The organism is Staphylococcus hominis subsp. hominis (assembly GCF_002901845.1).
Classification (GTDB): Bacteria; Bacillota; Bacilli; order Staphylococcales; family Staphylococcaceae; genus Staphylococcus; species Staphylococcus hominis.
Map to the genome: position 1 here is coordinate 297,517 of NZ_PPQE01000030.1, position 25,361 is coordinate 322,877.

At 32.7% G+C, this 25,361-nt stretch carries 25 protein-coding genes; 6 read left to right on the forward strand and 19 right to left on the reverse strand.

What is annotated here, in order from left to right; translation table 11 throughout:
* Nucleotides 1-264 precede the first annotated feature (264 nt).
* Nucleotides 265-1,758, reverse strand: coding sequence for an aldehyde dehydrogenase family protein (locus tag CD034_RS10580; protein ID WP_103288376.1), 1,494 nt, complete (start codon nt 1,756-1,758; stop codon nt 265-267).
* Between the two features lie 127 nt (nt 1,759-1,885).
* On the reverse strand, nt 1,886-2,554 hold the full coding sequence (locus CD034_RS10585; RefSeq protein WP_080978694.1) for an NAD(P)H-dependent oxidoreductase: 669 nt from the start codon (nt 2,552-2,554) through the stop codon (nt 1,886-1,888).
* Nucleotides 2,555-2,871: 317 nt separating this feature from the next.
* Between CD034_RS10585 and CD034_RS10590 the strand changes: the two genes are divergently transcribed.
* Nucleotides 2,872-3,864, forward strand: a complete 993-nt coding sequence (locus CD034_RS10590) for a D-lactate dehydrogenase (RefSeq protein ID WP_002454848.1) — start codon at nt 2,872-2,874, stop codon at nt 3,862-3,864.
* 88 nt (nt 3,865-3,952) lie between these two features.
* Here the strand turns inward: CD034_RS10590 and CD034_RS10595 are convergent, their stop codons facing one another.
* Nucleotides 3,953-4,762, reverse strand: coding sequence for a Cof-type HAD-IIB family hydrolase (locus CD034_RS10595; protein ID WP_103288377.1), 810 nt, complete (start codon nt 4,760-4,762; stop codon nt 3,953-3,955).
* Nucleotides 4,763-4,939: 177 nt separating this feature from the next.
* Nucleotides 4,940-5,545, reverse strand: a complete 606-nt coding sequence (gene srtA / locus CD034_RS10600) for a class A sortase SrtA (RefSeq protein WP_002449272.1) — start codon at nt 5,543-5,545, stop codon at nt 4,940-4,942.
* 148 nt (nt 5,546-5,693) lie between these two features.
* Here srtA and CD034_RS10605 point away from each other — a divergent pair, with 148 nt between their 5' ends.
* Nucleotides 5,694-6,191 (forward strand): GNAT family N-acetyltransferase, encoded by a 498-nt coding sequence (locus CD034_RS10605; protein ID WP_039984137.1) that lies wholly within the window; start codon nt 5,694-5,696, stop codon nt 6,189-6,191.
* Between the two features lie 53 nt (nt 6,192-6,244).
* Here CD034_RS10605 and CD034_RS10610 read toward each other — a convergent pair whose 3' ends face one another.
* From CD034_RS10610 to pgsB, 11 genes are all read right to left on the reverse strand, one after another.
* Entirely contained in the window at nt 6,245-6,448 is a 204-nt protein-coding gene (locus CD034_RS10610) for a hypothetical protein (RefSeq protein ID WP_064207186.1), read from the reverse strand.
* A gap of 139 nt (nt 6,449-6,587) precedes the next feature.
* Nucleotides 6,588-7,490: an L-serine ammonia-lyase, iron-sulfur-dependent, subunit alpha gene (sdaAA, locus tag CD034_RS10615; RefSeq protein ID WP_002449485.1), complete on the reverse strand. Its 903-nt coding sequence runs from the start codon at nt 7,488-7,490 to the stop codon at nt 6,588-6,590.
* 13 nt (nt 7,491-7,503) lie between these two features.
* Nucleotides 7,504-8,190: a serine dehydratase beta chain gene (locus tag CD034_RS10620; protein ID WP_002449314.1), complete on the reverse strand. Its 687-nt coding sequence runs from the start codon at nt 8,188-8,190 to the stop codon at nt 7,504-7,506.
* A gap of 2 nt (nt 8,191-8,192) precedes the next feature.
* Nucleotides 8,193-9,236 (reverse strand): PTS sugar transporter subunit IIC, encoded by a 1,044-nt coding sequence (locus CD034_RS10625; protein ID WP_002449239.1) that lies wholly within the window; start codon nt 9,234-9,236, stop codon nt 8,193-8,195.
* Nucleotides 9,237-9,623: 387 nt separating this feature from the next.
* A complete protein-coding gene (locus tag CD034_RS10630) occupies nt 9,624-9,917 on the reverse strand; it encodes a hypothetical protein (protein WP_039984097.1) in 294 nt (97 codons plus the stop codon).
* Nucleotides 9,918-10,161: 244 nt separating this feature from the next.
* Nucleotides 10,162-11,643 carry a xylulokinase gene (gene xylB / locus CD034_RS10635; RefSeq protein WP_037554300.1) on the reverse strand — a complete coding sequence of 494 codons (1,482 nt, stop codon included), beginning with the start codon at nt 11,641-11,643 and terminating at the stop codon, nt 10,162-10,164.
* Nucleotides 11,644-11,833: 190 nt separating this feature from the next.
* Nucleotides 11,834-13,432 carry a gamma-glutamyltransferase gene (locus tag CD034_RS10640; protein WP_049419001.1) on the reverse strand — a complete coding sequence of 533 codons (1,599 nt, stop codon included), beginning with the start codon at nt 13,430-13,432 and terminating at the stop codon, nt 11,834-11,836.
* A gap of 1 nt (nt 13,433) precedes the next feature.
* A complete protein-coding gene (locus CD034_RS11265) occupies nt 13,434-13,595 on the reverse strand; it encodes a hypothetical protein (protein ID WP_002449238.1) in 162 nt (53 codons plus the stop codon).
* Nucleotides 13,585-14,655 (reverse strand): CapA family protein, encoded by a 1,071-nt coding sequence (locus CD034_RS10645; RefSeq protein ID WP_002449286.1) that lies wholly within the window; start codon nt 14,653-14,655, stop codon nt 13,585-13,587. Before CD034_RS10645 ends, CD034_RS11265 begins: the two co-directional genes overlap by 11 nt.
* 23 nt (nt 14,656-14,678) lie before the next feature.
* Nucleotides 14,679-15,131 (reverse strand): poly-gamma-glutamate biosynthesis protein PgsC, encoded by a 453-nt coding sequence (pgsC, locus tag CD034_RS10650; RefSeq protein ID WP_002449243.1) that lies wholly within the window; start codon nt 15,129-15,131, stop codon nt 14,679-14,681.
* Nucleotide 15,132: 1 nt separating this feature from the next.
* A complete protein-coding gene (gene pgsB, locus CD034_RS10655; protein ID WP_049432686.1) occupies nt 15,133-16,290 on the reverse strand; it encodes a poly-gamma-glutamate synthase PgsB in 1,158 nt (385 codons plus the stop codon).
* A gap of 338 nt (nt 16,291-16,628) precedes the next feature.
* On the opposite strand from pgsB, the gene CD034_RS10660 reads away from it, so the two are divergent.
* Nucleotides 16,629-16,946, forward strand: a complete 318-nt coding sequence (locus CD034_RS10660; RefSeq protein WP_103288378.1) for a hypothetical protein — start codon at nt 16,629-16,631, stop codon at nt 16,944-16,946.
* A 65-nt stretch (nt 16,947-17,011) separates the two neighbouring features.
* Complete coding sequence (locus tag CD034_RS11270; protein WP_002449276.1) at nt 17,012-17,155, forward strand: hypothetical protein; 144 nt, start codon at nt 17,012-17,014, stop codon at nt 17,153-17,155.
* A gap of 216 nt (nt 17,156-17,371) precedes the next feature.
* Here CD034_RS11270 and CD034_RS10665 read toward each other — a convergent pair whose 3' ends face one another.
* Nucleotides 17,372-18,349, reverse strand: a complete 978-nt coding sequence (locus CD034_RS10665) for an alpha/beta hydrolase fold domain-containing protein (protein ID WP_002454837.1) — start codon at nt 18,347-18,349, stop codon at nt 17,372-17,374.
* A 161-nt stretch (nt 18,350-18,510) separates the two neighbouring features.
* Here CD034_RS10665 and CD034_RS10670 point away from each other — a divergent pair, with 161 nt between their 5' ends.
* A complete protein-coding gene (locus CD034_RS10670; protein WP_103288379.1) occupies nt 18,511-19,473 on the forward strand; it encodes an L-lactate dehydrogenase in 963 nt (320 codons plus the stop codon).
* Nucleotides 19,474-19,525: 52 nt separating this feature from the next.
* On the opposite strand, the gene CD034_RS10675 is transcribed toward CD034_RS10670, so the two are convergent.
* Nucleotides 19,526-19,852 carry a thioredoxin family protein gene (locus tag CD034_RS10675; RefSeq protein ID WP_103288380.1) on the reverse strand — a complete coding sequence of 109 codons (327 nt, stop codon included), beginning with the start codon at nt 19,850-19,852 and terminating at the stop codon, nt 19,526-19,528.
* 206 nt (nt 19,853-20,058) lie between these two features.
* On the opposite strand from CD034_RS10675, the gene CD034_RS10680 reads away from it, so the two are divergent.
* Nucleotides 20,059-21,111 (forward strand): zinc-dependent alcohol dehydrogenase family protein, encoded by a 1,053-nt coding sequence (locus CD034_RS10680; RefSeq protein WP_002488265.1) that lies wholly within the window; start codon nt 20,059-20,061, stop codon nt 21,109-21,111.
* A gap of 174 nt (nt 21,112-21,285) precedes the next feature.
* Here CD034_RS10680 and ptsG read toward each other — a convergent pair whose 3' ends face one another.
* Together ptsG and CD034_RS10690 are read right to left on the reverse strand one after the other, a co-directional pair.
* Nucleotides 21,286-23,313, reverse strand: coding sequence for a glucose-specific PTS transporter subunit IIBC (gene ptsG, locus CD034_RS10685; RefSeq protein ID WP_103288381.1), 2,028 nt, complete (start codon nt 23,311-23,313; stop codon nt 21,286-21,288).
* 271 nt (nt 23,314-23,584) lie between these two features.
* Complete coding sequence (locus CD034_RS10690) at nt 23,585-25,324, reverse strand: pyruvate oxidase (protein ID WP_002449340.1); 1,740 nt, start codon at nt 25,322-25,324, stop codon at nt 23,585-23,587.
* Nucleotides 25,325-25,361 lie beyond the last annotated feature (37 nt).

Sequence of the window (25,361 nt, forward strand, 5' to 3'; positions counted from 1 at the left end):
ATATTATATTAACCATCAATTTTTAAATTGAAAATACAATTTATATTAAATTTTGATTTCAGTTCGAAGATCTTACTATTTAGATTTTCATCAAAACGTCTGCATATACGTTAAATTGGGATTACCGAGAGACTTATACAACTTCAAAATGAAATCTGTCATACTTTTCTAATTTTTAATCATACTTCATAAAAAAATGCCGACAAAGTATATACCTTTGTCGACATTTTAAAACATGTATTAAACTATTTAATCATATTTTAATTAGTATAAGCCTTTTGTTTCATTACTTGTATCAATAAAGATGTTTTTAACTTGTTGATAGTTTTTAATTGCATCTTTATAAACTTCACGGCCGATACCAGATTTTTTATAACCACCAAATGGTGCACCAGCTGGGATTTGATTATACGTATTAACCCAAATACGTCCAGTACGAATTGCTTTTGCAACATTTAATGCACGAAGTAAGTTTGTAGTGAAGACACCACCAGCTAAACCATATTCTGAATCATTAGCAATGTTAATTGCTTCTTCTTCATCTTCGAATTTTTCAACAACAATAACAGGTCCAAAAATCTCTTCTTGAGCTAATTTATGACTATTATCTGAAAGTTCAATGATTGTTGGTTCGAAGAAGTAGCCTTTATCTAAACCATTATCAGTAATACGATGTCCACCCGTTAAAATATTTGCTTTGTCATCTTCTTCTGCTAATTTAATATAACTTTCAATTTTTTCAATTTGTTCTGGGCCAGTTTGTGCACCCATTTTTGTATCTTCAGCGAATGGGTCACCCACTTTAATATTTTCGAACGCTTCTTTTAATTTTGGTAATAATTTATCATATAAAGATGATTGTACTAATAAACGTGAACCGGCACTACATACTTCACCTTGGTTGAATAGAATACCTAATTGAACGCCTTCAATGACTTGATCTAAATTTGCATCATCAAAGATAATATTAGCACTTTTACCGCCAAGTTCTAACGTAGTTGGCACAATACGTTCAGCGCCTGCTTTAGCAACACCATAACCTACACTTGTTGAACCAGTGAATGATAATTTATTTACACCTTCATGTTTGAAAATCGCATCACCTGATTCTGAACCTTTACCAGTAATGACGTTGACTACACCTTTAGGTAACACATCTTGAAGAATTTTAGCTAATTCAATTAAGCTTAATGGTGTAGAAGAAGAAGGTTGAATTACCACTGTATTACCCGCTGCTAATGCTGGACCTAATTTCCAAGATGCAAGTAAGATTGGGAAGTTCCATGCTACTACTGCACCTACTACTCCCACAGGTTCATTTACAACTAAACTCATCGTGTTATGATCTATTTGGTTAACCGAACCTTCATCAGTCGTTAATACTCCTGCAAAATATTTAAATTGTTCAGCTACTTGAGGAACATCAATTGTTGATGTTTCACGGTAAGGTTTACCATTTTGAAGTGATTCAACTGTTGCTAAATGTTCCTTATTTTCTTCAATACGACGACTAATTTCTAATAAATAATCTGCACGTTCTGCTTTAGAAATTTTACTCCAACTATCAAATGCCTCATGTGCTGATTGCACTGCTTTATCAACATCTTTTTCATTTGCTTTAGCAACTTTGGCTAACTCTTCACCATTTGCTGGGTTACTTACCGTAAGTGTTTCTCCACTTTCACTTGGTTGGAATTCACCATTTATAAATAAATCATATTGTTCATCTAAAAAATCTCTAACATTTACTTTTGCCATCCGTTTTCATCCCTCTTTCTTTGTTTATAAATCATAACGTAACTCTATATAAAGTAATGTTAAATTTACTTCATTCATTGATACGTTTTGTATACTTATTATTTACCCTTTTTTTACAAAACTATGCTTAATTTATCCATTTAATTACATCTTCTTGTGGTTGACGTGTTTTAGGTTTTGTAGGATTCTCTTTTCTATAACCAAAAGCTACCATAACTGAAGGTGCAAACTGATTACTATCAATGATCCCTTCATGTTCTAATAACTCAGTTACGCCATCTAAATCGAAACCTTCCATTGGACAGGAATCAATATTCATTAATGCAGCTGCTGTCATCATATTACCTAATGCAATGTAGGTTTGTTTAGACGCCCAATCCAAAATGGTTCTAGCATTATCATTAATATGGAAACGTGTTTGGAATCCCTGTACTTTATCTTCAAACATTGGAATGGTGCTCTCTTCATACTGCTTAATCCCTCTAATAAATGACTGTACATAATCAGACGTCGGTGTTACATTCTTACGGGCTAAAATTAGTACAAAATGACTGGCAGAATTAAGTTGCTTTTGTGCACCAGAACTATAAGGTATTAATTTCTCACGTAGCGTTTCGTTTTGAATCACAAGAAATCTCCAAGGCTCAAGACCTAACGAACTAGGAGATAATCGTCCTGCTTCAAGAATGGTATTGAATTCAGAATCACTTATCTTTTTTGTTGTATCGAATTCCTTAGTAGCAAATCTAAATTTAAACGCATCTATAATGGTATTTTGAATCTGATTGATAGTCATCCACTCCTCTATTTAAAAACTTACTCAAATTATAAAATACAAATTATTTTAGCCAAAATAATTAGCTCAAAAGGATTCACCTATTCCCAAGTTGTAATATTTCATTTTAAATGATATTTTATGTATATAATTTCATATTATACAAAATAAAAGTCCCTTTTTAATTGATTTGTGAACTAATTCACAATATAATAGGGTTGTAAGTTGTGTTAGAGATAACATTCAATGATGTTGTACCCAATCTCTTACTTCAACTTTAGTCTTACGTATTTATTAAATTTTAACTTATTTATACAAAATGAAATGGGGTTATTTTAATGACAAAAATTATGTTTTTCGGAACTCGTGATTACGAAAAAAAAGACGCTTTAAATTGGGGTAAAGAACACAATGTAGAAGTTGTTACTTCTGAAGATATTTTAAGCGAAGACACAGTAGATCAATTAGAAGGTTTCGATGGCGTAACTACAATGCAATTCGGTAAATTAGCAGATTCTGTTTATCCTAAACTTGAAAAATACGGTATTAAACAAATCGCTCAACGTACTGCTGGTTTTGATATGTATGATTTAGATCTTGCAAAAAAACACAATATTGTAATTTCTAACGTACCAAGTTATTCACCTGAAACAATTGCTGAATACTCAGTATCAATCGCTTTACAATTAGTACGTAAATTCCCTGCAATTGAAAAACGCGTTCAAGAACATAATTTCAAATGGGCTGCACCTATCATGTCTACACCTGTTAAAAACATGACTGTTGCAATTATCGGTACAGGCCGTATTGGTGCTGCAACTGGTAAAATTTATGCTGGTTTTGGTGCAAAAGTAGTAGGCTATGATGCATATCCAAACAACTCATTAGATTTCTTAGAATATAAAGATTCAGTTGAAGAAGCAATTGCCGATGCTGATATCATTTCTTTACATGTACCTGCTAACAAAGAAAGCTTCCACTTATTCGATGCTGACATGTTTAGCAAAGTGAAAAAAGGCGCTGTATTAGTCAACGCTGCTCGTGGTGCTGTTATTGATACACCAGCTTTAATTGATGCTGTAAATGATGGTACTTTATATGGTGCTGCCATTGACACATATGAAAATGAAGCTGATTACTTCACATATGACTGGACAGGTAAAGAAATTGAAGATAAAACTTTACTTGAATTAATTGAAAATGAAAACATCTTAGTGACACCTCATATTGCTTTCTTCTCAGATGAAGCAGTTAGAAACTTAGTTGAAGGTGGATTAAATGCTGCATTATCTGTCATTAACACAGGTAAATGTGACACTCAATTAAACTAAGATTTGATATATAAAAATGCCTGGGACAACTTATGATGTCCCAGGCATTTTTATGTGTTGGCAGTCGACCACTGAGTGAGTCGACGAATTATTCTGTCTCACTTTTTAATACTTTTTCTTCTATCATTTGAAGTACCCCTTGTTCATCGTTACTTGGCGCTACAAATTTTGCGATATCAAATAATGATTGATCATGGCTATTTGCCATAACATAACTATGCTCTGCAAATTCTAGCATATCTTTATCATTGTTAGCATCACCGAATGCCATTAATTCTGATGGTGACATGTCCCATTTTTTTAACAAACGTTTTAACGCTTGGCCTTTTGTCATATTAGGCATAATAATATCGATACTATCATGGCCACTTGAAACCAGTTTAATTTCTTCTTTAAACTTTGTTTCTAAATCTGTGTCCAAATTGGGATGTGTCTCACGATTAATATTTAATGCAATCTTCACATATTCATCATTAGGTAAAGGTTGAAATGTATCTATTTCTTCTAATTGACGATAATAAAAATGAGCATCCTTTTTAAAGGCTTCTGACGTATCTTTTAAAATATATGCACTTTTAAGTCCACATACAATGAATTCGTAGATGTGTTGATCAAGATGAATATAATTCACTACTTTGTCATATATAGTTTGATCAAAACTACAGTAATTATACAATTGATTGCCATGATAAATCACTGCACCATTCTCAGAAATGAAATACATGTCTCGCTCTCCAAAAATAGACTTTAACTTTGCATATTGATTACCACTGGCTGCAATAAATTCAATATGGTTTCGTTTTAATTCTTGATAAATTGTCTCAAATCGCACTTTGTCATATTCTTTATTTGTATCTAAAAATGTCCCATCCATATCTACTGCAATGGCTCTAATCATGAGTGGTTTCCCCCTTACAATACTTTTCATCGTCCATTATATCCACCTTATGATTGGGATTGAAGTCAGTACTTGAAGAGTGAAACTATATTCACATTTAGAAATTACATACAAAGAATAAAATTTTATGCATAAAAACCGCTCATCAATGAGAAGATGAACGGTCAACTAAAGTATTTATTTAATTTGTTTAGCTACGAAAATTTTTCTTTTTTCCCAAACGCCTGTTTGTTGATTATAATTATCACACGTGATTAATGTCAGTTGATTGGTTTCCCCTTCATGTTCATCTAATACTTGAACATCTTCAGGGTTTACATCTCGGATGCTTGTCATTTTATATTCTCGTGTTTCATCTCCAACTTTAAAATAAACTTTGCTGCCTTTTTTTGCTGCTTTTAAATTTGTAAATTGGTAATGTGGACGATCAGTAAACGTATGTCCTGCAATAGAAATATTTTGATCATCAAGTGATTCATCACCTTCTGCAAAACTTACACCTCTATTAAGTTGTTCAAGTGTCGCAGGACCTGGGTAAACAGGTTCTTTGATTTCCGCATCGGGTACACTGATATACCCTGCCATTTTCGATTTATCTTTTGGAATCGTAGGTCTTTCTTTTGATGTATTGCTTTTATCATTTTTATCGTATTGTTCTACTTTATCGTTATTATCTTTTTGATGTAAGTAATTATCAATATATGGTTTCGCAAATAAATATACTGCTACTAATATCAAAATCACGCCAATCATGGTCATGAGTCGATTTGTCCAATTCTTCACTAAGTAGTACTCCTTTAATTTTAAAATTCTTAATTCATAGTATACCATTTATTTTTCTAAATAAAATGTTAGATTATATGATATATATTTGATTTAATTTCATGCAAGTGCTTAAATTAATAATAAATACTATAAGTAGGTGCTTATCATAATTAGAGAAGCAGAACGTAAAGATTTACCTGATATATTAAATATTTATAATGATGCTATATTGAATACAACGGCTGTATATACTTATCATCCACAAAGTCTTAATGAACGAGAAGTATGGTTCGAAACAAAAGTGCTTGCAAACGAACCTATATTTGTATTTGAAATAGATCATAAAGTAGCTGGGTTTGCCACGTATGGTCAATTTAGACATTGGCCAGCCTATTTATATTCTATTGAGCATTCTATATATGTAAATAAAGACTATCGTAGAAGAGGCGTGGCATCACATTTACTCGAACATTTAATTGATGATGCTAAACACCGCCAGTATCGTACTATAGTTGCAGGTATAGATACATTAAATGAAGCAAGTATTAAACTTCATGAAACATTCAATTTTAAACATGCTGGTACGATTGAAAACGTAGGCTATAAATTTGAACGTTGGCTTGATTTAGCTTTCTATCAATACGATTTAAAAGCGGATACATAATTCATAAAAAAATCGAGACCCTGTTATTCAAATAACTGTCTCGACTTTTTTGTTTATTTTTCATCTCTAAGTTTATCTATTTTGTTATGTTTTCTATTTTCAAGCATAAAACACACATAGTAAAAAAGAAATACAAACATTATACTCATAGACATTGATTGAAGTAAAAGATGCTCCCAAGTTCCTTCGATCGTCCATACACGTGTTAACGTTGTATTAATGATGAAGGTTAAAAATAAAATATATAATCTAAGCATATCATCATCCCCTTTTAAGTTATTCTATATTTAAAAGTGAAATATTGCAATTATTTTTTTGAAATTTTCTGATAATTCAAGGCATAAAAAACCATTCTTGAATATGCTATCATTCAAGAATGGTTTAGGATTTTAAATATTATGAAAAACTATTGACTGGATCTTCTGCATTACCAAAGATTTTTTGTTTAATGGCTTCTCCTGTTGGTGTACCTGCTAAACCACCTAGTCCAGTTTCTCTAAGTTGTGCTGGTAAGTTTCGCCCTACTTTGTCCATCGCTTCGATGACTTCATCGACTGGAATTCTACTTTTCACACCAGCTAATGCTAAGTCTGCTGAAATCAATGCATTTCCTGAACCAATGGCATTACGCATGACGCATGGAATTTCAACAAGTCCAGCCACTGGGTCACACACAAGGCCTAATAAGTTACTAATAGCTAATGCCATCGCATGACCCGAAGCTTCTGGTTCACCACCAAAGACCGATACTGCAGCTGCTGCTGCCATAGCTGAAGCTGAACCTACTTCTGCTTGACAACCTCCCGTTGCTCCAGCAACACTCGCATTATTTGCAACTACACGTCCAAATAATGATGCAACAAATAGGAAATCAACCATTTGATCTTCTGTTAAACCATGTGTTTTTTCTAATTTAAATAATACGCCCGGAATCGTACCGGAGGACCCAGCTGTCGGTGTCGCGCAAATAATACCCATTGCCGCATTCACTTCATTTGTTGCTACAGCGCCTTTGACTGCTTCCATCATTTCATGGCCTGATAAAGCATGATGATTTTCGTTGTAATCACGGATTTTAGCTGCATCATGTCCCGTATAACCTGTGACACTTTCTACCCCATCTCCTGTGGTCCCTTTAACTACAGCATCACGCATGACTTGTAAATTTTCTTTCATTAAATCTCTAACTTCATCACGTGATTGACCTGATAATTCCATTTCTTCTTGAATCATAATATCCGCGAATGACATATTGTTTTCAACAGCATAATCTATAGTTTCTCTAATTGAATCGAACATTTTTAATCCTCCTTTATTTTATATAGGATATGTTTAAGTGATTATATTTTTCTTTAATTTGATTTAATGTTGATTCTTTGATTGCTTTTGTTAACGGTAAAACAACTAAACTATTATCATCATCTGTATCAACCAATTCTTCATCTATACTTACGCCAAGTTCGTTTACATCATTTAAGAAATGATTCACTTCCGACTTATTTTTAGATCCATCCATGACTAAAATAGGTAAGCCATGATTAAAGTTAACATCTATACCTTCAACACTAATTCTTCTCAATTTAATGGTACCGCCACCTATAGAATTACCAATTACTTCAATATGACGTCCATTCGCTTCAGCAATTAAATAAGCACAGTTTGGATGTTCTCCAATACTTTCTCCATCTTCTTCAATAATATCAACATGAATACCTAAATCGTTAGCAATAGTTAATGAATCTTTAATTCGACTATCGAACGTACTATAACCCATTGCACCACCTACAATTGCTAAATCTGTACCATGCCCTTGGTGTGTTTTTGCGAATGATTCATAATAATGAATTGCTAATGTTTCTGGTTTAATGCCTCCTAGTACATTAAAAGTAGCATTCCCTATTTTTACTGCTCCAGCTGTATGAGAACTTGAAGGTCCCATCATGACTGGCCCAATAATATCAAACGCACTTTGATAGTCATAACTTTTTTTAGTAGCCATTCTTAAACACTCTCCTTAGGTTGTTTTTGTTTAGATGGTAATTTAATAGATAAATCCATAAGATTGAATTTTTTAATCAATGTACTGATAACGAACGCCAAAATGATACTTGAAATTGCTACAGCAATGATTGTAATTACTGCTTTCATTGGTGTATTAAAGCCAAACAATACAATTGCACCAGCAATTGGTGTAGCCATACCTTTTACATTTATTACTAGTCCACTAAATGTTACAATACATGCATTTACTACACCAATCAAGGCATTTGTTCCATATAATTGTAATGGATATTTAGCAATTAAATCAATTTGAGTGAGCGGTTCAACAAAAACTGCAAATGCTTTAGATGGACCACCAATGTTTAATCTACTAAACATCACGTAGTTAACAAATGAAGCGCCTGTACAAGTTAATGCACCGATTGCCATTGGTACACCTGTTAAACCTAATAAGCTTGTCAGTACCATTGAACTTAATGGTGTCATACCTGTAACTGGAATTACTAATCCAAGTATCACTGCTAAAGCGTATGGATTACTATCTCCTACAGCAGTAATTGCGCCACCAATTTGTTGCAATACAGCCATTACGCCTGGGCTAATTACCGTTGCTAAGCCAAATGCAACAGCTGGAGCAATTAAAATAACTGTAATTAAGTCTAACCCTTCTGGTACTTTCTTCTCAATAAATTTAATACCAAATGAAATAACATACGCTGCAATAAATGCTGGTAGTAATTTAAAATCATGTAATACTAAACCAACGATAACTGCAAATACTGGGGAAATACCTAAATTAACACATGTCAAAATCCCTACTGCAACGCCAGCTAAACTTCCTGCTAAATCTCCAATCACTTGGAAGAAGTGAATATGGAAAACGCCACCTATCGCATAACTTAAGAATGCTTGTGGTAAGAAAGTCGCACAGGCTGCTCCCGACAGTGCTTGTAATCCTTGTTTCCCATATGGTGCAAAGTTTAAGAAAAGTGTCATTACAATTAATACTAATACAAGAGTCCCAACGCCTAAAATAATATTCATTTCCCAATAACCTCTTTCTCTCTAATTTCCTAGCCAATGTCATAGTACACCTGGCAGAAAACGTTTTCAATACCTAATATAGTAAATCCAAAATTTATTTGTGAAATAATTCACATTTTAAGTATTTTAACGAATTTAATTTTCTTGTAAAAAAATTAGACGCAAAATATTAATTTTATTCATAAAAAAACAGTAGAAATGAGAAATATACTCACTTCTACTGAAAAAGATGTTTATAAATACACTCAGTTATAATTCATCTTTTAGTAATATGAATGTTCACCACTTGATTGAATTTTATCAATTATTTATTGTTTTCTTACTCACTCTATTTCTTAACGGGGTGGATCTCTTATACACACAAACATACTTAACTATATCGTTTTACTATTCTAAAACGTTAGAATAAGTTGTTATATTTTGCGTATCGATGAGTGTATACATGATATAAAATAAATCATGAAAATGATTGAAAAAAAGTTGAAAGGATAGAAATGGCATTTCTAAACATGCATACTTATTGTAAATTGTACGAATGTATACATAATATTCTAGTAATAATCGTTTAAATAATAAATTTAGGAAAAGATTCATAGAGGGTTTTAAATCATTGGAATTTAAATAAAGCGTCTCAATCATATTTACGTGTGATAGTTGATCAATGAAATGGGTATCGTTCATAACTATCACTCCTTTCCATACTTAACAGATAGTGTTATTTGGAATGAGGAATTTATATATATTATTTAATATCTACATTAGATTTTTGTCAATAAATTTTTTATAAAATATAATATATTAATTATAACAAAGCATATTAATGGGAATTTACTATTAAAAAAGTAGAGACACAAAAACAATGTCTGTCCCTACTTTGTCATCTGATTCTTCGAGTTTCTTTCTAAATAATCATGTGCGAAACGCTTTAAGTCTTTAATAACGCTTCTGTAAGTTGATGTGTATGTTGATAGATTTGTTTATAAATATTGTAATAAGATTCATATTGTTGATGTCGTTGCAAATTAGGTTCATATATATGTTCAACGTCTATAAATTGTGCTACACAGTCATCAAAAGAATCAAACCATTGTAACCCATACGCTGCAATCATTGCTGCCCCCATACTTGGTCCTTCTTCATGCTTCAATTTACGTATAGATGCATTAAAAATATCAGCTTGCATTTGGAGCCAAAATTCACTTTTTGCGCCTCCACCAATTGAAGTAATATGTGTAATTTCTTTTCCCGCTTCTCGCATCAATTGAATTGAATCATATAAAGAAAAGGTAATACCCTCTAATACCGCTCGTGCAAAGTCTGATTTAGAATGGTTACCGCTAATGCCAATGAAACTCCCTCGAATAAATGCATCACCATGGGGTGTACGCTCACCAGCTAGGTAAGGCGCAAATAATAAACGATTTGCACCTATTGACGAGGTGCTCGCTTGTTTCACAATTTCATCAAACGTATCGTTATCAAAAAATGCTCTCTTTAACCAATTAAGACTATATCCTGCAGCCAACGTTACTCCCATTGCATAATATGTATTTGGAACACTATGATCAAAAAAATGTATATTATTTTTATAGTGCGTTTGATTACTTTTTTCTACGTTTACGATTACACCAGAAGTACCAATACTACATAATGTATCATTATCATTGATTATACCTGCACCAATAGCACCACAGGCATTGTCTCCACCCCCAGCAAATACTTTTACTGGAGATGTAAAACCAAGTTCACTCGCTAAGGGGTCTTGAATCATTCCAACTTCGTCTGTGGATTTCACAAGTGATGGATAAACATCCCCTATATCAAATGTATCTCCAACTTCTTTTGACCAATCATGCGTTTCTGGACTAAGAAGGAGCGTACTTGCAGCGTCAGAATATTCCATATGAATCTTACCCGTTAAACAATAACGTACATAATCTTTAGGAAGAACGAACACATCTACTTTCTTCCATAGTTCAGGCTCATGTGTACTTACCCACATCATCTTAGGAAGTGTAAAACCCTCAAGAATCGGATTTCCATTTAATCGCTCTCCATAAACCGATCGAATTTGCTTACATTGTTCTGAATTACGTGTATCATTCCAAAGGATAGCATGTCGTACAGGGTGACCTTCTTTATCTAAGGCTACTAGTCCATGCATTTGACCTGAGAATGAGATGCCCTTCACTTTATACGATTTCATTTCATCAGAATGATTTAACCGATATATGCCTGTTTTAACTGCATTAAACCATTCCTCTGGATCTTGTTCGCTATATCCAGGTTGGGATTGTATTAAATTTAAAGGTACACTTGTTGAAGTGATTACATGGCCTGTTTGATTTACCGCAATAATTTTAACTGCGCTAGTTCCAAGATCAATACCTAATACTGCTTCTTTCATACGTCTCACCCTTTATATCACTATTCATATAATTATATTAATGACAATTTATTATTTTTATATTTTCTATTGTAAATAAATTAAATTTAGCTATCTATGTATTTATGATAGCGTTTTAAATAATTATTTCAATACTTATTTTGAGTAAATAAAAAAAGGACAAAAACCGATTGATTTTTGTCCTTTTTTATTATCTGTTTCCTACATCTTGTCCAACTTCCACTGTTCTATCTTTTTTGTTATAAACAGCACCTTGAACACTACCAAAGTTAGGATCGTTACGTTTTTCTTCTACACCGAAACCTAGACTTTTGAAAATATTGACATCATTATCATCCATAGCATTTTCATAGAAGATTGTTCCACCATCATTATAAAAACGTGGCTTATTAATAGATTCTTGCAACGTACCATTTCCTCTTAAATAATCTACAATGACTTCATTAAGAATCGTTGGAATTTTATTTCCTCCTGGCGAACCAATACCCATATAGAAGTCAGGTCCAACAATAATAGTAGGCGACGTATAAGAACGTGGTGCTTTATGTTTCTCACCATAGTTTGGACTGTTTGGATCTGTTGAAAAGTTTGTTAGTGAGTTGTTCATGTAAAAACCTTCTTTAACATATTTACCTGTTCCAAAGAAGCTTGATAATGTATTTGTAGTACTTGCTAACTTACCGTTCTTATCAATCACTACAAAGTGCGTTGTACTTGTGTTATCAATACGTTGTGTATTGAAGTCACTACCTTGTTCGTCAAAATTGATACCGTTAATCTTATCTAATAAATAATCTTGAGACAAGTAGGTATTGCTACTAGATTCTTTGCCATTAACAATATCTCTATTTCGATACATAATATCACGAGATTTGACAATCCCTGTAATATAATCTGTACGATCATTTGCAGAATTTACGCTTTCATCAATCTTCAAACCTTGTTCCATTAAGATCCCACCTAATGGGTTAGATGCAGCATAAACAGTATTGTTTAAATATTTTGTACTAATAGGTTTCTTTTCTTCTGTTTTTACTTGTTTAAAATCCTCTTCAGTGAGTTGATTTTTTAATTGTTTAGATACACTTTTTCCAATATGATTATAAAAATAATCCGGCCCTTTATCTCGAATTTTCTTTAAAGTATTTGCTAAAGCAGGTTGTTTTACAATTGCACCTTCACGAACTGTACGCTTGCCTTTAAAGAAGGGAGAGTTTCGATCAATGTCAGAACCAAATAATTTCAAACTACGTTCTAACTCTGAATCTACTTCAAAGCCATCTTCAGCTAATGGAATGACATAGTTTAAGATTTTTTTCTCATCCATTTTACCTTCTTTTTCATGCATATCATGTAAACCGCGTACAAAACCAGGTGTCCCTATTTTATCTCCTTTTTTGTAATTAAATGAAGATGTTGTTTTATATTCATACATGCGAGGTTCTTCACCATTTTTACCATCGTAGGTAAGTGTAGCGCCGCCACCACCTAATCCAGATGAATGAGGTTCTGTTACTGCAAGCGCGTATGCGACACCTTCCGCTGCGTCAACTGCATTACCACCATCTTCAATAATTCTATTACCTACACGTGTTGCGATAGCATTGTTTGAAGCGACACCATACGTTTTTTGCTCATCAGAGGTTGCTGATTTACGGTTAGCAATCTTGTTTTCATATAGATCATCTTTATCAGGTTTATCTTCTTTATTAAAAAAATAAAATGTAAATGAGATTAAAATTGTAATCACTAAAATGACTGATAGTGTCACTTTATTATAGATATTCATACTACTTGGCCCCTTTAGATAAATATTGCTCCGTGGCTTTATTTAATTCATTTTTTTCGTAATTATCGAGACCTTCATTTGCTCTAGCAAATGTAACCATTAATAAAATAGCAATAATAATGAGTGTTGTAACAATAGGTAACCAATTTTGTTTAATATTCAAAAGAATACCCCCCATTCTTTTCTTTCAGATGAATTGTTTTATCTTTAATATTATTGTAATAACGTTGTGACTCCATACTATTCATATGATCTTTTGTTAATTTTCCATCTGCAGAGCGAACAGGTGTAATTTGAAATTGATGATGCTGACCATCCCAATCATGTTGAACAACTATACTTTTTTGATTTTTTGATAGAAAATCAGCAGAGGTTAAATTTCCTAAACTATAAAAAATACTAGCATGTTTATATTTCTCAATACTTTGTATAACTGTATTATGGCCAATGATTACATCTGCACCTGCATCAACTAATGCATGAGCATAAGCTTTTTGGCGATCTGTTACATTACGTTCGTTAGGAATCCCCCAATCTACGTTCACAACTACAAGATCATTGTTTTCCTTTAAGTTTTTAATTAATGGTACAAAAATTTTGGGATCTAAGCTAATAGATGTCGTATTTTTTAAAGGATCTTCATAATACGATTCAATATCTGTGAACGAAACATTAGCGACTTTTTTATTTTTAACTTTTTGTTGTACTGTTTTACTATTAATTGGATTCGAACCATTTCCAGTTAAAAAATTATAATCTGTTTGTGCTTCAACTTTTTTGGATAAATCTTGCGCTTGTACATTATCTATAGTGCTATTAATTAAATTGATACTTTTAATATTTTGTTTTTTTAAAAACATAATGTTTTCTATGTTTTTGTTTAAATTTTCTTTAGGATTTTTAGAAAATTGGTTCACATATAAAGAAGCTGTGGAAAAATCACTTTGTTGTAATGGCTGTCTTAAACTTTTAAAAACATCATTTAAATTGACCTTTCTGATGTCATTATTCAAAGTGATATTTCCTAAATATGTATTTCTAATACTATTACCTGAATGTGGCATCGTCTCTACAGGTTCAACTTTAACAGCTCGAATAGCAAAAATTAGAAGTACTACTGTGATAACTAAGACAATAAACGTATACAAAAAGTTTCTTCGTTTATGTCGTTTTGATTGCTTAAGTAACCATTCGCTCGCTGATAATCGTTTTGTCTTTTTCATTATTATGCGCTCCTCGATCGCGATTAATTAATAAAGCTATATAAGAACAAGATGACATAAGTCATACATGTTAATAACATTGTTGTAGCTAATGTAATTACAACACCTTGTTTTTGAATGGTATTGGCAATAATACCAGGAATAACAACTCCGATACCTGAAACCTCTACAACTTCAAATGGAGTAAGTGGATAAATTAAATCAAAAATAAATTTTAGAACCATACCAGTTAAAATCATCGCTGCAAATTTACGTCTACCATAAAGAATGACCCATCTACTAATACCAAACGTAACAATAAAATAAGTGAGACAACTAATGACCAACACAGATAGTAACATAATGGGTTGATCAAAAATAAGGGCTAAATAACCAGGTACAACAAGACCTGCGGGATTAATCCCAAATTTTTCTGCAAAAATTAAACTTAATACAATACCAACAAATAGGGAAAAGTATAACTCCGAACCTATCATTTTATTCTATCCCTTCTATAAATTCTGCTATTTTTCCACCTGGACCATGAATATTTCCCACACAAAATATGAGTGCCTGATGTGATTCACTAAGAATCGCTTTTTCTATATCTGAAAAGTCATGATTTTCAAGATTTATGTATGTCTTTTCAGGTAGCCGTTGCATTACATCTGTAACCATTTGCGTGCTTTTTCCTGTGCAAATTAAGGTATCGAATTCGACGTCCTCAATAAAATTTTCAACGAACTGTCGCGTTCGATCTACCCTGTCAGAACGACAGTTCAGAATCACTACTTTTTTTGTATAAGGATAATCGTATGATTCCACTTTATTTAATATCGCTTTCGTAGACTGAGGCTCATTAGCAGCAAACGCATTAACAAATACATTTTTTGTGTTATTTGCATTAAAATATTTAATTTCAACCGCTCCAGGATCGGGAGGCGCATTTAACATTCCGCGCAGCGCAACGTCTTTTTCAACTCCTACAGCTTGAGCTACACCTAAAGCGATGGCTACATTATCAGGAAATACTAAATAATTAAATTTCCTTAAGTATGATTCAGGTATATCATTTTTATCTACAACAATAAGTTCAGTTTTACGTTTTTTAGCTTCTTTAGCAAAAAAGTCTGTAAACTCATCCTTCATGACTACTAATTTTCCATTTCGGGGAATCGTTGCAGTAAATGCTTGAGCAATATCTTGAAGTGTCGGCCCTAATACGTCCATATGGTCTTCCATAACATTGACAATGACACCAATATTCGCTTTTACTAAATCTTCTTGAAAGACAATTTGATAATCTGGATTAACTGCCATACATTCATTAACAAGCGCATTGCCTTTTTGCTTAACTACTTTTTGCACAATGTCTCTTTGTTCTCCTATGTTGGCGCCTTGCGGTTTTCTAAGGACAGGATATTCTTTCTCTGTAAACCAATACAACATTCTGGCATCAGTGCCTGTTGTTTTACCAATGACATGATATTGATCTTCTCGCAAAATACTATAAATCATTCTTGTAATAGTTGATTTACCACGAATACCATTAATATTTATTCGTAGAGGAATCTTATTTAAACGGTGTGTATGGCGCTTTTTCTCTCTAATTCCTAGAAATAATATCAAAGCGATACAAATGATAATGAGAATCAAACTGAAGTCCCTCTCTTTAAACATATTTTTTCTTTCATTTAATATTATCTTAATGAATGCGTTAAACACTTTAATAAGGGTATGCTATCATCTTAATATTTAGTCAGTTTTAAAAATGTAAATATTAAGTTAAGGATAGTATAAAATTATAAAAAAATTAAAAGAATATAAATATTTTCTCAGACAAATTATTGATTATTCCAAATTAATATCGACAAATTTAATTGCCTTACATTTATTAATAGTAAATTGATAAATATTTACTTCTTATTTACATTTACTTAAAACTCTCATGTTAGTTTATAAGTAAACATTGCTATGACTCTAGGAGGACATAAATGGATAAATCTATGGCTAAACCTGTTAAAATTGCAGTTGGCATTTATCTTGCTTTAGTTTTACTGGCTTGTTCTAGTTATCTCATCTTTATTTTGATTGGCAGTCTACAAGGAAATGACATGAGTCATTCTGTCCTAGATACTGACCCTCGTTATATCAACAATCGTTCTCAATCTTCTAACGAGACAATCAACAAAAATGAATCACCACATTCGACTTCAAACTTTACTGAAATTAAAAAAGAAGATGCTCTACCTTCACATAAAAATACTATTAATCCTCAATATAAAGAAACAGATACTAACTCTAGAGAATAATACAAGTTAGTATCTGTTTTTATATTTATATAAAAATTGTAATATCGTTTATAGAGGTACATCATATGGACACTACTCATAAACGAACAAGAGAAATACTGTTTACTATGATAGGTGCCATAGTTATTATGGGACTAAGTGGTACAGTATCTGATTTACTATTCAATCAACGTCATATACATGCGGATGGGTATGTTACTTACTGCTAGACTATTAATAAGTAACATGCTGTTATTGAATTTTGATAAAATTTCTCAACCTAAACATTCGATTTTCATTGTATTTCAAATGCTTAGAATGATACTCATTTTACTCATTATTTTATTATTACCTTTTAAAAAATAGCCTAGCCAGATGTGATATCATAGATGTTTCATTCTTTATTTGAGTGCTTTTAAAAATAACACTAACGTTCAAACTAGTATTTAATCTTTTCCCATTATATTTTTCAGTTGTATAAAGAACTTTTGACGTTCTGGTAATGGGAAAATAGGATAAATATGGAATAAGTTATACCCTGGTGTAAAATCATGTTCAATCCCTTTATCATTTAACATTTTAGAGAGTTTTAATGCATCTGGATATAGCGTTTCTTTTGTTCCTATAAAAATAGATATACGACCAAGACCTTCTAAATCTCCGTTAATTGGCGATATTTTATAGTCTTCTATTGGCGTATCACCAGACCATAATTGAATGAAATATTTACTTCCTTCAATTCCTAACATAGGATCTATTTTTTCATATTTTTTAGCTTCGGGATTGCTAAATGTTGCATCAAGAACTGGAGACAGCATCACAATATGTCCTGGTTGTGGTAATGGTGTTTCTTTTTTAAGATATTGTGCGAATGATAAAGCGATTTGACCGCCTGCTGAATCTCCCATTATCGTCATATGTTGCGGATTTTCAACTTCTAATATTTCTTTTTGATAAATATTTTTTAGTAATTCAAATGTTGTTCGATAGTCTCTATGAGGTACTTTAGGATAGACAGGCATAATCACTCGTGCATCCAATTCTCCTGCAAGTTGATCAATAAAATCAAAATGATTATCTAATGGATCTTGGAACCAAGCACCCCCATGAATGTAAAGCACAACATCTTGATGAGGCTCTCTTTTATCATTAACAATATATGTGACAGAACCATTAATACTTCTAGTATGCGCACGATGTTTAAACTCATAATCTGTCCCATCATATTTACCAGCTGTTAAAGGTTTGACCTCCTCTAATGCTTTTTTAGCATCATTCACATTTTCAAATGTTTTTTTCATTCCAGACATACGAATATATTTTTCAGTAATAAAGCTTTGATAACTGCGTTTTTCTTTTACTTTAATGTAAGCTAAAGTTCCAAGAATTGCAGATGTCGCTACGGTTAACAATCGTTTTTTCATTTTTTAACCTCCTATACTCTATATTATTATATACCTCAGAGTCATTATATTTTAGTAAATCGCTTATTCAACTTTTAAAAATTTAAAAAAATAGTGATAAGTGCTATTCTAAATATAATTATCAGAATTTTTATTTTATTTTAGAAAGTAGGTTATGATGAATGAAAAGAAATAAAATTGTGCTTATTGGTAGTGGATTCGTAGGTTCTGCCTTTGCACATGCAGTTGTAGATAAAGGACTAGTCGATGAGCTAGCTATTATTGATATTGATGAAGATAAAGCAAAAGCAGATGTATGGGATTTAAACCATGCTACACCTTTTGGAGATAAGTTTGTAGATGTACATCTTGGTTCGTATAGTGATTGTAGTGATGCTGATATCGTCGTCATTTGTGCAAGTGCAAAATTAGATAAAGGCGACACACGTTTAAAATTATTAGAAGATAATGTAAATATCTTTGTGCCTATGATTCAAAAAGTCATTGCTCATGGTTTCGATGGTTATTTTGTACTTCCATCTAATCTAGTCGATATTATGAGTTATGTCATAAAACGTGTGTCTCAATTTCCTAAGAATAAAATTATTGGATCAGGCACTTCATTAGATACAGCCCGCTTCGAATTTTTCTTAAGTCGCACGTTTGATGTGGCACCACAAAATGTCTATGCGCCTGTTATTGGCGAACATGGTGATTCTCAAGTAGCTGTTTGGTCTCATGCTCAAATTGCCGGCGAACCTGTTCTTGATTTATTGAATAAAGGAGTAGACCAAACCGCGTTCAAACAATCTATCGCTTCTCAAACTACTCAAGTGGGATATGATATTTACGTTCGAAAAGGTACTACAAACTTCGGCATATCATTAAGTTTAGTACGTATTGTAGAAGCTATTTTATTTAATAAAAATGTGATTATGAATGTGTCAAGTTATCTTGAAGGTGAATATGGATTAAATGACCTTTATATTGGAACGCCAACAGTGATTAACGGTAATGGTGCTGATCGTGTCATTGAACTGAAATTAGAAGAAGATGAACTTACTCGTTTCAAACAATCAAGTCATATTATTTTAGAGCATCAACAACGTGCTGATGCTATCATTGAATCAATCTTAAATAAATAGTAAAAAAAGCCTAAACACAACAATTCATTTATCGTGTTTAGGCTTTCTTAACTTAATTTAAACTCTCATGCATTAAACTTAACTGGTGCTCAAAATCTTGCATATCGATAAAACGCGCTTGTCGATGCATTTCTTTTCCGTCCAAAAATATTAAATCCACTGGAACAGTAAATATAGATAGTTCTCCCGCAATAGCTTCTACATTAGATTGATTGATAACAGCAAAATGTACTTTAGAATAATCATTGACGATATCTTCAATTTGTGGCAATACCGCATGACATACTGAACAATGATTCCGCATAACATGAATCACTACTAATCGATGCGTTTGAATAAATTGATGAAATTGTTCTATACTTTCAATACTTTTAGTCATATTTTCACCTACTTATTTAATTTAACGGTCTAGTTCTCTTATACATATTTATTTTACGATGTTACACTTATTTTTTCATCTAAATCCTCTTGTTAAATACGTTTAACAAGAGTTCAATGATTTTCTCTTCAAAATAGAATACATCTTATTAAATTAATGTTATAATGTTTGTGAAATAATTCACAATTTATATTGGAGGAATCAACATGAAAGCTTACATCTATGAAAAACCTGGCGTAGCTAAGCTCGTCGATAAAGAAAAACCAGTTGTTACGGAAAGTACTGACGCTATTATTAGAATGGTCAAAACAACAATTTGTGGTACTGATTTACATATTATTAAAGGGGACACACCTGAAGTTCCTCAATATACCACATTAGGTCACGAAGGTATTGGTATTGTTGAATCTGTTGGTTCTAATGTCAATAACTTCAAAGTCGGCGATAAAGTCATTGTGTCTTGTATCTCATCTTGTGGCAAATGTTATTACTGTAAAAAAGGTATCTATGCTCATTGTGAAAATGGCGGTGGATGGATATTAGGACATCTTGTTGATGGTACGCAAGCAGAATATGTGAAAGTACCTTTTGCAGATAATTCTTTATATCATGCTCCTACTTCTTTATCTGATGAAGCACTCGTGATGCTTTCAGATATTTTACCGACTGGTTATGAAATTGGCGTATTAAAAGGAAAAGTAAAACCTGGAAGCACTGTTGCTATTGTAGGTGCTGGACCAGTTGGATTAGCTTCTTTATTAACTGCTCAATTCTACTCACCTTCAAAAATAATTATGATTGATTTAGACGATCATCGTTTAGCTACAGCCAAAAAATTTGGCGCGACTCATACAATTAATTCTAGTCATGTGAATGAAGCAATTCAACAAATCAAAGATATCAATCATCGTGGCGTCGATGTTGCTATTGAAGCAGTTGGTATTCCAGCAACATTTGATTTATGTCAAAAGTTGATTGGCGTCGATGGAACAATTGCTAATGTTGGTGTTCACGGCTTACCCGTTCAATTTGATATCGAAAAATTATGGATTAAAAATATCAACATTACAACGGGTTTAGTTTCTGCTAATACCACTGAAGAATTGTTGGAAGCTCTCAAATCTAAAATCATTCAACCAGAACAACTCGTGACACATTATAGTAAATTAAGTGACATTGAAAATGCTTATGACTTATTTAGAAATGCTACAGATCATAAAGCTATCAAATTATTAATTGAGAATGATATAACTGAATAATGTTGTATATTAAATAAAAAGTAAGGGGGACAGAATTCTTTCTGAATTCGTCGCTCCGCCATGGCAAAGAGGATTAGAATTGAAAAACTTGAGACCACACCTTTTCAATTCAGTCATCGACTGTCAACACATTAAAAACGCCTGAGACACATATGATGTCCCAGGCTTGTTTTATTACTTAATTGTCATAATGCGTTTACCAGCATCTACTGAATCAACATCATCGAATGTTAATGTTTTATCACCTTGATTTGTAATAATCACTGGTGTAACGACACTTGGCGCATGTTCTTTTAAGTATGCTAAATTAATTTTCATTAATGGTTGACCTTGTGTGACAGGTTCATTGACATCGACTAAACTTTCGAAGCCTTCACCATTCAATTTCACTGTATCGATACCAATATGAATTAATACTTCAATTCCTGTATCAGATTCTAAACCGATGGCATGTTTCGTTGGGAAAATCGTTTTAACTGTACCATCAAATGGTGCTACAATTTCGCCTTTTTCAGGAACAAATCCAATACCGTCACCCATCATTTTTTCTGAGAATACTTTATCTGGCACTTCAGATAATGGAATTATATGACCTGTACCTGGTGCATAGATATCCGTTTCTTTTACCTCTTCCAACTGTACTGGCTCATCTGATGTATCTTCAGTCACAGTGGTTTCACTAGGTTTTGTGATATCTCCATTCATAATGCGTGCCATATCATGTTTAATTTGATCTGATTTAGGACCAAAAATCGCTTGCATATTATTTCCTACTTCAAGCACCCCTGAAGCACCAAGGGCTTTTAGTCCTTCAACGTCTACTTTAGATTTATCATTGACTTCAACACGTAAACGCGTAATACAAGCATCTAAATGCTTGATATTTTCTTTACCGCCCATTGCATCTAACACATCAAAAGGTAATTTACTTGCAGATGTATTAGCTACAGAGGCTTGTTTATCTTCACGACCTGGCGTTTTAAAGTTGAATTTAACAATTAAGAATCTAAATACAACATAATAAATAACAGCGTAAACTAATCCTACTGGAATCACTAACCACCATGGTGTTTTATTTGGAAGAATACCTAATAAAACAAAATCTATGAATCCTCCAGAGAATGTATATCCTAGATGTAAATGTAGTAGATAAAGTGTTAAAAATGATAATCCATCAAGTACTGCATGAATAAAGAATAATAATGGTGCTACGAATAAGAATGAAAATTCTAACGGTTCAGTAATACCAGTTAAGAATGATGTTAAAGCTGCTGATAACATCAAACCTCCAACTACCTTTTTATTCTCAGGTTTAGCTGTTTGATAAATTGCTAATGCTGCTGCTGGTAATCCAAACATCATAACAGGAAATTCACCTTGCATGAATTTACCTGAAGTTAAATGAACACCTTCACGTATTTGCTCAATAAAAATACGTTGATCTCCTCGAATAATTTCTCCAGCTGCATTTTTCCAAGAACCAAATTCAAACCAGAATGGCGCATGGAAAATATGATGTAAACCAAATGGAATAAGTAATCGTTTAATAAATCCAAATAAGAATACTGCCAATCCAGTATTAGAATCTAACAAACCTGTACTAAATGCATTTAATCCATTTTGAATGAATGGCCAAATCCAAGCCATTGGGAAAGCTAAAATAAACGATGTCGTTGCCATCATAATCGGCACAAAACGTTTACCCGCAAAGAACCCTAAATACGATGGTAAGGAAATATTATAAAACTTGTTATAACACCAAGCTGCTAGAGCTCCTATAATAATCCCACCAAACACTCCAGTTTGAAGTGTAGGTATGCCTAAAACATTTGCGAATCCTTTAGATGGATCTTCCAATTGTGCTGGTGTAACATTTAAGAATGCTCCCATGGTTTTATTTATAATAATAAATCCAACAAAAGCTGCAATGGCTGCTACACCATCTCCACCTGCTAGTCCTATTGCTACACCGAGTGCAAAAATGATAGGTAAGTTATCAAAAATAATACCACCAGCACCTGTCATCATATTAGCAATATTTTGAATTACTCCATTTTTAATAAATGGAAGATATTGCTGTAATGCTTCACCTTGAAAAGCTGTTCCAATTGCTAGTAATAATCCAGCTGCAGGCAAGATTGCCACAGGTAACATCAATGCTTTACCAATACGTTGCAATTGTCCAAATAGCTTTTTAAACATTTTGATTCAATCCTTTCAATATATCTTTTTTACGCATTAAAAAAGCATGACCAAATAAGCCCATTATTTATGACAAAAATAATGATAGCTTATCTGCTCATGCCTAATCGAATAGTAACACGCAGTTCTTTTTTAACAATTTAATTATACCTATAATATAAAGCGTTTTCAATATCTTTTTTTACTAATATTTTACATTTTTTATAATTTAAATATTCATAAAAAAACACTGACAAAAGCATTACTTTCGTCAGTGTGTCGAATCTATGTCTTATAAGAAACGTTTAGCAGCTACAGAGATTGGTGGTACTTTATCAAAGTCAAATTCTTTATCTTCTGTGATAGATCTGTAAGCCCATTTACCATAACCATATGCTTCTTCGTTAACGATTTGACCTGGTAATGGCGCAGCATTTGGATCAACATGTACATCAACAACAGTTGGTACATTTTCATTTAATGCTGCTTCAACAATTTCATCAATACGGTTAGGGTCTTTTAATACATAACCTTTACCACCAGCAGCTTCAGCGAATTTAGCATGATCCATATCAGAGAAGTCAATAGCATATTCTAATTCACCAGCAGCTTGTTGTTCATATTTGATGAATGATAATTGTTTGTTATTTAATACGAAGACTGTCATTGGTAAATCGTATTGAACAGCAGTTGCGAAGTCTTGCATTACCATTTGGAATGCACCGTCACCAGTAATTGCAATTGCTTGACGACCTGGGTAAGCAATATTAGAAGCAAGGGCACCTGGAAGACCGCAACCCATTGTACCTAACCATGCTGAGATAATAAATTTATTATTAACATTTAAGTCTAAGTAACGTGTACCCCAAACAGTTGAAGTACCAACATCGATTGAGTATACAGCGTCATCTTTACTGTAATCATTGATAGCTTTCATTAAACGTTCTGGACGAATTGGAGCACTTGTATTATTCATGTCTTTTTCCATCCATTTATCCCATACAGCTTTACGTTTTAACGTTTTGTCTAAGAATGAACGATGAGGTACTGGTTTGATTGCTTCAGTTAATTGATGGAATGCTAATTTAACGTCACCAACAATACCAACATTAATATCGAAACGTTCACCAATTACGTTTGGATTTGTGTCGATTTGAATCGCTTTAATATTTTTCTTAGGTAAGTAATTTGCATAAGGGAAGTTAGTACCAGCCATGATTAATAAATCAGCATCTTGAATAGTTTGATAAGACGTTTTTGTACCAATTTTACCTAAGTTACCCACACTGTATGGATGTGAATCAGGTAAAACAGTTTTAGCTGGTAATGTATGAATTACAGGGATTTTAGCTGCTTCAATGAAGTCTTGTAATTCAGTTGAAGCATTTTTTGCACCTACCCCAACAAGCATAACTGGTTTTTTACTTTTGTTAATTAATTTAGCAGCTTTTTTAATACTACGATAAGATGGTGTTGGTAACACTGGTCTAGACGTATCTACTGGACGATTTGTAGTGTCTTTAATTTTTTGAGTTAATAGATCATTTGGACAAATAATAACGGCTACACCATTTTTTTCATATGCAGTACGAATCGCTTCATTTGTAATTTCAAATAAGTCATCACCTTTTTGAACTTGGTGATGGAATACTGCTACGTCGTCAACCATTTTAGAAATGTTAGTTTCTTGGAAGAATTTTGTACCTAATAATGTACTATTCGTTTGACCTGTAATAATAAGTTGAGGTACACGGTCCATTTTAGCGTCATACATACCATTTAATAAGTGAACAATCCCAGGTCCACCAATACTTAAAGCTACACCGATTTTACCTGTTAACTTTGTATATGCTGCAGCTGATAAGCTTGCAACTTCTTCATGACGTACATGATAAAATTTGAAAGTATCTCTAACTGTTCTTAAATTATCTACTACTGCATCAACTGAGTCACCTGGAATACCCCATAAGTGATCAATATCCCAAGCTTGTAATGCTTTAACTAATGCTTCATTTGCTTTAATCTTCGCCATTTGATTAAATAGCCCCTTTCCTAAATATACATTTTAT

What these genes read in the sequence shown, in the direction of transcription:
- CD034_RS10580 (WP_103288376.1), bottom strand. Translation starts at nt 1,758, where the DNA reads ATGGCAAAAGTAAATGTTAGAGATTTTTTAGATGAACAATATGATTTA.
- CD034_RS10585 (WP_080978694.1), bottom strand. Translation starts at nt 2,554, where the DNA reads ATGACTATCAATCAGATTCAAAATACCATTATAGATGCGTTTAAATTT.
- CD034_RS10590 (WP_002454848.1), top strand. Translation starts at nt 2,872, where the DNA reads ATGACAAAAATTATGTTTTTCGGAACTCGTGATTACGAAAAAAAAGAC.
- CD034_RS10595 (WP_103288377.1), bottom strand. Translation starts at nt 4,762, where the DNA reads ATGATTAGAGCCATTGCAGTAGATATGGATGGGACATTTTTAGATACA.
- CD034_RS10610 (WP_064207186.1), bottom strand. Translation starts at nt 6,448, where the DNA reads ATGCTTAGATTATATATTTTATTTTTAACCTTCATCATTAATACAACG.
- sdaAA (WP_002449485.1), bottom strand. Translation starts at nt 7,490, where the DNA reads ATGTTCGATTCAATTAGAGAAACTATAGATTATGCTGTTGAAAACAAT.
- CD034_RS10620 (WP_002449314.1), bottom strand. Translation starts at nt 8,190, where the DNA reads ATGGCTACTAAAAAAAGTTATGACTATCAAAGTGCGTTTGATATTATT.
- CD034_RS10625 (WP_002449239.1), bottom strand. Translation starts at nt 9,236, where the DNA reads ATGAATATTATTTTAGGCGTTGGGACTCTTGTATTAGTATTAATTGTA.
- CD034_RS10630 (WP_039984097.1), bottom strand. Translation starts at nt 9,917, where the DNA reads ATGAACGATACCCATTTCATTGATCAACTATCACACGTAAATATGATT.
- xylB (WP_037554300.1), bottom strand. Translation starts at nt 11,643, where the DNA reads ATGAAAGAAGCAGTATTAGGTATTGATCTTGGAACTAGCGCAGTTAAA.
- CD034_RS10640 (WP_049419001.1), bottom strand. Translation starts at nt 13,432, where the DNA reads ATGAATATCTATAATAAAGTGACACTATCAGTCATTTTAGTGATTACA.
- CD034_RS10645 (WP_002449286.1), bottom strand. Translation starts at nt 14,655, where the DNA reads ATGAAAAAGACAAAACGATTATCAGCGAGCGAATGGTTACTTAAGCAA.
- pgsC (WP_002449243.1), bottom strand. Translation starts at nt 15,131, where the DNA reads ATGATAGGTTCGGAGTTATACTTTTCCCTATTTGTTGGTATTGTATTA.
- CD034_RS10660 (WP_103288378.1), top strand. Translation starts at nt 16,629, where the DNA reads ATGGATAAATCTATGGCTAAACCTGTTAAAATTGCAGTTGGCATTTAT.
- CD034_RS11270 (WP_002449276.1), top strand. Translation starts at nt 17,012, where the DNA reads ATGGACACTACTCATAAACGAACAAGAGAAATACTGTTTACTATGATA.
- CD034_RS10665 (WP_002454837.1), bottom strand. Translation starts at nt 18,349, where the DNA reads ATGAAAAAACGATTGTTAACCGTAGCGACATCTGCAATTCTTGGAACT.
- CD034_RS10670 (WP_103288379.1), top strand. Translation starts at nt 18,511, where the DNA reads ATGAAAAGAAATAAAATTGTGCTTATTGGTAGTGGATTCGTAGGTTCT.
- CD034_RS10675 (WP_103288380.1), bottom strand. Translation starts at nt 19,852, where the DNA reads ATGACTAAAAGTATTGAAAGTATAGAACAATTTCATCAATTTATTCAA.
- CD034_RS10680 (WP_002488265.1), top strand. Translation starts at nt 20,059, where the DNA reads ATGAAAGCTTACATCTATGAAAAACCTGGCGTAGCTAAGCTCGTCGAT.
- ptsG (WP_103288381.1), bottom strand. Translation starts at nt 23,313, where the DNA reads ATGTTTAAAAAGCTATTTGGACAATTGCAACGTATTGGTAAAGCATTG.
- CD034_RS10690 (WP_002449340.1), bottom strand. Translation starts at nt 25,324, where the DNA reads ATGGCGAAGATTAAAGCAAATGAAGCATTAGTTAAAGCATTACAAGCT.